7 protein-coding genes are annotated in these 6,601 nt (G+C 47.3%); all 7 read right to left on the bottom strand.

Features of this window, described 5'->3' with window-relative positions; all coding sequences use genetic code 11:
- Nucleotides 1-620 precede the first annotated feature (620 nt).
- The 7 genes from L7E55_RS11905 to L7E55_RS11875 all read right to left on the bottom strand — a co-directional run bounded on the left by L7E55_RS11905 (nucleotide 621) and on the right by L7E55_RS11875 (nucleotide 6,556).
- Complete coding sequence (locus L7E55_RS11905; RefSeq protein ID WP_277444469.1) at nucleotides 621-815, bottom strand: dodecin family protein; 195 nt, start codon at nucleotides 813-815, stop codon at nucleotides 621-623.
- Nucleotides 816-884: 69 nt separating this feature from the next.
- Entirely contained in the window at nucleotides 885-1,661 is a 777-nt protein-coding gene (sigF, locus tag L7E55_RS11900) for an RNA polymerase sporulation sigma factor SigF (protein ID WP_277444468.1), read from the bottom strand.
- 15 nt (nucleotides 1,662-1,676) lie between these two features.
- The gene (spoIIAB, locus tag L7E55_RS11895; protein WP_277444466.1) at nucleotides 1,677-2,126 is read right to left on the bottom strand and encodes an anti-sigma F factor; all 450 of its coding nucleotides are present in this window, start codon (nucleotides 2,124-2,126) and stop codon (nucleotides 1,677-1,679) included.
- A gap of 12 nt (nucleotides 2,127-2,138) precedes the next feature.
- A complete protein-coding gene (spoIIAA, locus tag L7E55_RS11890; protein WP_277444464.1) occupies nucleotides 2,139-2,528 on the bottom strand; it encodes an anti-sigma F factor antagonist in 390 nt (129 codons plus the stop codon).
- 140 nt (nucleotides 2,529-2,668) lie between these two features.
- The gene (locus L7E55_RS11885) at nucleotides 2,669-3,865 is read right to left on the bottom strand and encodes a D-alanyl-D-alanine carboxypeptidase family protein (protein WP_277444463.1); all 1,197 of its coding nucleotides are present in this window, start codon (nucleotides 3,863-3,865) and stop codon (nucleotides 2,669-2,671) included.
- A gap of 214 nt (nucleotides 3,866-4,079) precedes the next feature.
- Nucleotides 4,080-5,381, bottom strand: coding sequence for a pyrimidine-nucleoside phosphorylase (locus L7E55_RS11880; RefSeq protein WP_277444462.1), 1,302 nt, complete (start codon nucleotides 5,379-5,381; stop codon nucleotides 4,080-4,082).
- A gap of 5 nt (nucleotides 5,382-5,386) precedes the next feature.
- The gene (locus tag L7E55_RS11875; RefSeq protein ID WP_277444459.1) at nucleotides 5,387-6,556 is read right to left on the bottom strand and encodes a phosphopentomutase; all 1,170 of its coding nucleotides are present in this window, start codon (nucleotides 6,554-6,556) and stop codon (nucleotides 5,387-5,389) included.
- Nucleotides 6,557-6,601 lie beyond the last annotated feature (45 nt).

Here is a 6,601-nt window from a genome sequence, read left to right as displayed (position 1 = left end):
GGTTTATTCAGATTCATTTTTGGATCACCCGTATCGACAATGTAATGGCAAAAAAATACCATCCATTTCGATTATTGGGCGATTTTGAAAATATCAAGGGGTTTTTAGTATTTTCTTAAATTTTTTTTGGTACTTATTTACTGTAAGTGCATAACTACTGTTAGTATATCCCCGCCATTTAAAAATCAGCTAAGAAAAAACCAAGAGAAAGCTAAGAGTTTTTTGCTTTATAATGAAAGTTCGCGTCAAACGCTAACCCTCCCTGGTATTATTGATATAGCTATTTCTCCTTTTCTTCATCATGCCCTGCTGAAATTAAATCACAGCCACTGGAGAAGATTTATCGGTTATCCAGGAGCTTTTTGACCACACAAAAACAAGCATCACATACTTATGTTTCTGAAAGGCTGAAACGGCGAACAGTAGACAAATTAGACACACTATATTAGTACCGCCAGGCACCAACACCGAAGATAAAGATCAGGTACCAACACGGGCACCTGACGAGCCTCCGGTAAATAAAATAAACCCCTCGAAGGCTTGATTTTCTGGTCGCCTGAAGGGTTTACACAACTGACCACTAGTCAGCAGCCTGGAGAAACCGCAGTATCCCCGCTGTCTTAATCAGTATGGGCAATTTTCACGTTGGCCTTGTATTCCGCCAACTGCCCGTTTTCAACGTTGGCAGTAAAATTGACAACTTCCACACCTACTATGTTCTTACCATACCGCGAGGCCTCCGTAATGGCTGACTGCACGGCGCCCTTCCAGCTATCGGGAGATTCACCCACTATTTCCGACACTTTAACGTGCAACCATCATCCCTCCTTTATTTTTTTAAAGCATTTGTATTATGTCTACAATACTGTTTTTTATACGTTTTCCTAGCCACTCTTTTCCATTAATTCTTTGAGTTTCTTTAAAGCCTGCCTTTCCAGCCGCGACACTTGCACTTGCGAGAGTCCCAATTTTTTTGCGATGTCCGACTGAGTTTTATCCTCAAAAAACCGCCAGGCAATAATCAGCCTGTCCCTTTCAGAAAGGTTGTCTAAAAGTTCTTTCACAGATATCCTGTCCAGCCAGGGCGCATCCCCGTCTTCCTTGTCTTTAAGCTGGTCTAACAGATATATCGGGTCGCCGTCATCCTGATGCAGAGTCTCATAAATCGACGTAGGCGTTTGAGCGGCCTCAAGCGCGTTAACAACTTCTTCCCTGGACAACCCCAGGTCCGCGGCTATTTCTCCCACTGACGGCTCACGGCCCAACTTTGCGGTGAGGACGTCCCTCACCTGCTGAATCTTATATGCGATTTCCTTTACCGAACGGCTGACTTTTACCGGACTGTCGTCCCTTAAAAATCTTCTGATTTCCCCGACGATCATCGGCACGGCATATGTTGAAAATTTCACCTCATAGCTGGGGTCAAATTTATCTATCGCTTTAATTAAACCAATGCAACCGATTTGAAAGAGGTCTTCCAACTCATAGCCACGGTTTTGAAAACGCTTGACCAGGTTAAATACCAGCTTAAGGTTGCAATTAATCAACCTGTCCCGGGCATAACCGTCACCCGCCTTCGCCTTTCCAAGCAACTCTTTCATTTCCCGATCTTTCAGCAATGGAAAGCGGGGCAGGTTCATCTCAACCAGCCTGCCATTCATTTTTTCATCTCCCGCCTATTGCTCCGGGCTTATCCGCGCTACCCCGGAACCAACCCTTTTGCTCATTGTTACCACAGTACCGTGGCCAGGAGTTGAGTCCACCTTAAAACTGTCCATAAAAGAATTAATAAATGTAAAACCCAGGCCTAAGCGCTCAGAGTCGGTGGAAAAAGCAGGTTGCAGAGCATCGCCGATATCTTCGATACCCCTGCCGTCATCCTCAATTCTGATCTCAATGGTATCCTCCGTCAACGCGGCGTATATTCTAATAAAGCGGTCCGCGGCATTCTCATAGCCATGGATAATGGAATTCTCCACCGCCTCAGACACCGCTACTTTGATTTCTTCCAAGTCGGACAGAGTACATTCGATTTGCGAAGCAAAGGCGGCGACAGTCACACGGGCGAAAGCCACATTGGCTGGAATGCTTAAGAATTCCAATTTCATTTGATTGTTCAAGAGCATAGTTTTACCCCCTTAACCGATATTCTCCAGCGCGGCGGCTTCGCCGGGAAATTCATCCATAATCCGGAGCAAACCCGACAGTTCCAAAATCCTGCGAACTTGTGGCTGAGGTTCTACGAAACAAACCCTGCCGCCTATTTTTGTTATTCGTTTATACCTTCCTAGAACCACCCCTAAGACCGAACTATCAATAAATGACACGCCTGCCAGATTTAAAATTATGTTTTTAACTGGTTGATTGTCAAGGGCTTCATCTAAAGTATTCCGCAGGTTATCGGCCACACCCAGGTCTAGATCCCCGCTTAGCCGTGCGATTAATGTATCTTGTAATTGCTCAAGTTCCAAACGCACAAGCACCACCTCTTCATCGATAATCATTAAGTGAATTGATATAAAATCCATTAGCGCATGCCTTATTGCTAAATCTTACCAAATATTTTTTAAAAAGGCAAGGCATGTCAGCAGATAAAAAAGGCCCGGAGTTAATCCGCGCCCAATAAACTAAAATAGTTTCACTATGATTCGCTATTAAAAATTATATATTAGAAAACCTGATCAATAACCCGTTTCATCTGTTGTATCATAGTTGCTTTGAGAACATCGCTGCCGGCCACCAAATTAACCCGCTTGACCTCCTGGCCGCCCTTGGTGACAACATAAGCTCCCACTACCTGCCCCTTTCGCACAGGAGCGCTCAGGTGGTCAGGAACCTCGACTCTTGATTCAAAGCCCTTTTCTTCTCCCTTAAGAGCCACTACGCTAACTTTTTCAGCAGTTTGAGCTTCCACCTGGTCCACTTGCCCCTTGCCTACTTTAATAGTGCCCACATTAGCGCCCTGTTCGGCAATTTTTACCGCTTTATACCTGGCGAACCCGTAATCCAGCAGTTTTGTCGACTCACGGAAATGGCTTCCCGGTTCCGGCGTGCCCAATACTACGCAGATTATCCTCAAACCGTCCCTTTCCGCCGAGGAAGCCAAGCAGTATTTCGCCGCTTCCGTCCAGCCGGTTTTACCGGCGTCTGCTCCATTGTACCACCATAACAGCTTGTTCGTGTTCCAAAGCTTGAACGCCCCGCCTCTTAATTCCGATTCTTTCATGGAGGTTATTTGCCGGAACAACGGATATTTTAAACCTTCCTTTAAAATAACAGCCATGTCGTAGGCGCTGGTATAATGGTTGTCAGCAGTCAAACCATGGCAGTTGACAAAATTAGTGTTCGCCAGGCCCAACTCTTTGGCTTTATCGTTCATAGCCTGGACAAAAGCCTCTTCACTGCCCGCTATATGTTCCGCAACAGCCACACTGGCGTCATTTGCCGACTGTAAACCGATTGCCAAGAGCATATCCCAAAGACTCATTTCCTCACCCGGCTCGAGATAAACCTGTGAACCGCCCATTTCCCAGGCGTTTTCACTAGTGACAACCTTATCGGTAAGCTTAAACTTGCCTTGTTCCACTGCTTCCGACGCCAGCAATAAAGTCATTAATTTCGTAACGCTGGCCATCGGCAGGCGCTTATTCGGTTCCTTTTCATAAATAATCTTGTTGGTCGTGGGCTCCAAAAGCACCGCCGCCACGGCAGTCGTTTCCGGAACGGCAGGCGCGGCAACCTCCCACGCTGTATTTTCCGCGCCAAGGGTTCCGGAAGCCGTAGCGGCAACTTGACCCACTGGCAGACCAGCAAGCAATACAAAAACCATTAAACCGATCAAGGCTTTTTTCCGCAAGATAAACATACCCCCATTTCTTCCAGAATATTTGCATAGACAACGCCTTATTAGCAGTTATTTGTATTATGATACTCCGTCATAAAGTTATACGGCTGCGTTAAAGCCATTTTTTGTCATAATTAGTCACTTTCAAAAAAAATTAACCATATTATGCATAAAAATAACCGGATCGATAGACCCGGTTCTGACAAGTAAGTATTATTTCTCCAAATTTAGCTCATTATTGGATTACTTCATATATGTAATTTATTGGCTGCGGTTCATTATCACTAAAGTAGTATGCGCTTTTTACCATATTTTCAGCTTCTTCACAATTTTCCATGTCCGTGTGCAAAATGCAAATAGTATCGCCTTTATTGACTTTATCCCCTATCTTCTTGACCATTGTCAAGCCCGCGGCGTGCGCTATCTGGTCATCCTTCTTCTTTCGTCCCGCCCCCAGCAGCATCGCCGACACTCCAACTGCTTCAGCGTTGATAGCCGTCACATACCCTGATTCTGTGGCTTTAACCTCAAAATGATATTTTGCCTGCGGCAGTTTTTCAGGGTTTTCAATAACGTCAGGGTTGCCGCCCTGAATTTTGACAAGTTGCTTCAGCTTTTCAACAGCTTTACCGGTTTTGATAACAAGTTCCAAAGCAGTATATGCCTTGTCAAAGTCCGGGTAAGCCCCACCCAACACTGCCATATGCGCGGCTATGGTAAGAGAAACAATAGTCAGGTCGGGAGCGCCCCTGCCTTCCAATACTTCAATAACTTCTTTAACTTCGTTCGCATTGCCGACCTCGCGCCCCAGCGGTTGGCTCATATCGGTAACAATAGCTATTGTCTTTCTGTTCAGAGATTTACCTATCTCAACCATCGTTTCCGCCAGTTCTTTGGCTTCAGCCAGAGATTTCATAAAAGCTCCGGACCCGACTTTAACGTCCAATACCACGGCGTCAGCCCCGGAAGCAATCTTCTTGCTCATTACCGACGCGGCGATTAAGGGAACACTATCCACAGTGGCGGTAACGTCCCTCAATGCGTATATTTTCTTATCCGCAGGTGTCAAGTTGGCGCTCTGGCCCGCTATGGCCATTTTGTAGGTATTCACGTTATGGATGAATTCGTCCCTGGTCAGCTCTGTTTTAAAGCCATCAATAGATTCCAGCTTATCAATAGTCCCTCCCGTGTGTCCCAATCCTCTGCCGGACATCTTGGCCACGTGGACACCTGCCGAAGCAACCAGCGGGATAATAATCAAGCTTACCTTGTCTCCCACTCCGCCGGTCGAGTGCTTGTCAACTTTAATCCCTTCGATTTCCGCCAAATCTATCTGATCTCCCGAATTAACGTAGGCGAGAGTGAGGTCCGCGATCTCTCTTTTGTCCATGCCTTTAAAACATATCGCCATGAGCAAGGCCGACATTTGATAGTCAGGTATAGTCCCGGCGGTATATCCTTCAACGATAAAATGAATCTCATCCCGGGTTAGATTGCCGCCTTGTTTCTTTTTGTTAATAAGGTCAACGAATCGCAATCCTCTCACCTCACCTCAGTCCAGAAGCTCTTGCCAACTGTCGTCTCAAGGCCGAAAATTTCAGCCACTGTCGCCGCAACGTCCGCGAAAGTCTCTCTCACACCAAGATTTACTCCCGCCTTGATCGCCTTGCCGTAAACCAGTAAGGGCACATACTCTCTGGAATGGTCGGTGCTGGGAGTGGTGGGGTCACAGCCATGGTCAGCGGTAATGATTGCCACGTCTTCCTCCCGCATGGCGCCGAGCAATTCCGGCATTTTCCGGTCCAGCTCCGCCAATGCCGCGGCGTATCCCCGCGGATCATTGCGGTGCCCGTAGAGCATGTCAAAGTCTACCAGATTGGTGAAGATCAAGCCTTCCTCCGTAGAGCGCAGCAGGTCTAATGTACGGTCAATACCTTCCACATTACCAGTGGTTGAGACTGCACGGCTGATCCCCTCCCCCGCGAAGATATCATTAATCTTGCCCACAGCAGTAACCTGTATATTATTTTCCACCAGCAGGTTCAGAACAGTTTTGCCCGGCGGTTTTAAAGAGTAATCGTGCCTGCGCGCCGTCCTGCGGAAACTGCCTGGTTCGCCAATAAAAGGCCTGGCGATTACCCGGCCGACGGCATGCTCCCCGACCAACATCTCACGCGCGGTCCGGCACATTGAATAAAGTTCCTCTATTGGGATTACTTCTTCGTGGGCGGCAACCTGGAAAACGCTGTCCGCGGAAGTATATACGATCGGGCAACCGGTTTCCATGTGCTTTTCGCCCAACTCTTTAATTATCTCTGTACCTGAAGCAGCCTTGTTGCCAAGCACCCGCCGCCCGATCTTTTCCTCATAAAGTTTGATTAATTCCGTTGGAAAACCATCCGGGTATACCGGAAAAGGCCGCTCCAGGATTATGCCGGCCATTTCCCAGTGACCGGTGGTGGTATCTTTGCCGGCGGAACGCTCAGCCATGCGTCCGTAGGAACCCGCAGGGATTTGGACCGGGGGTGTTCCTTCAATATTAATAATATTACCCAGGCCAAGACGTCCGAGGTTAGGCAGATTTAGTCCGCCGACCGCTTTAGCCGTATTGCCGAGGGTATTGCTTCCGGCATCACCGTATTCCACCGCGTCCGGCAGTTCTCCCACCCCCACGCTGTCCATAATCAGCAATAATACCCGTTTAACTTGCACAGTCTCATCTCCCAACTGCAATAACTTTCTGCTATAATTGTCTCA

It is taken from the genome of Pelotomaculum isophthalicicum JI (assembly GCF_029478095.1).
In the GTDB taxonomy this organism is placed as follows: Bacteria; Bacillota; Desulfotomaculia; order Desulfotomaculales; family Pelotomaculaceae; genus Pelotomaculum_D; species Pelotomaculum_D isophthalicicum.
The sequence above is the reverse complement of the archived record's forward strand: the minus strand, read 5'-3'. Positions and strand labels throughout refer to the sequence as shown.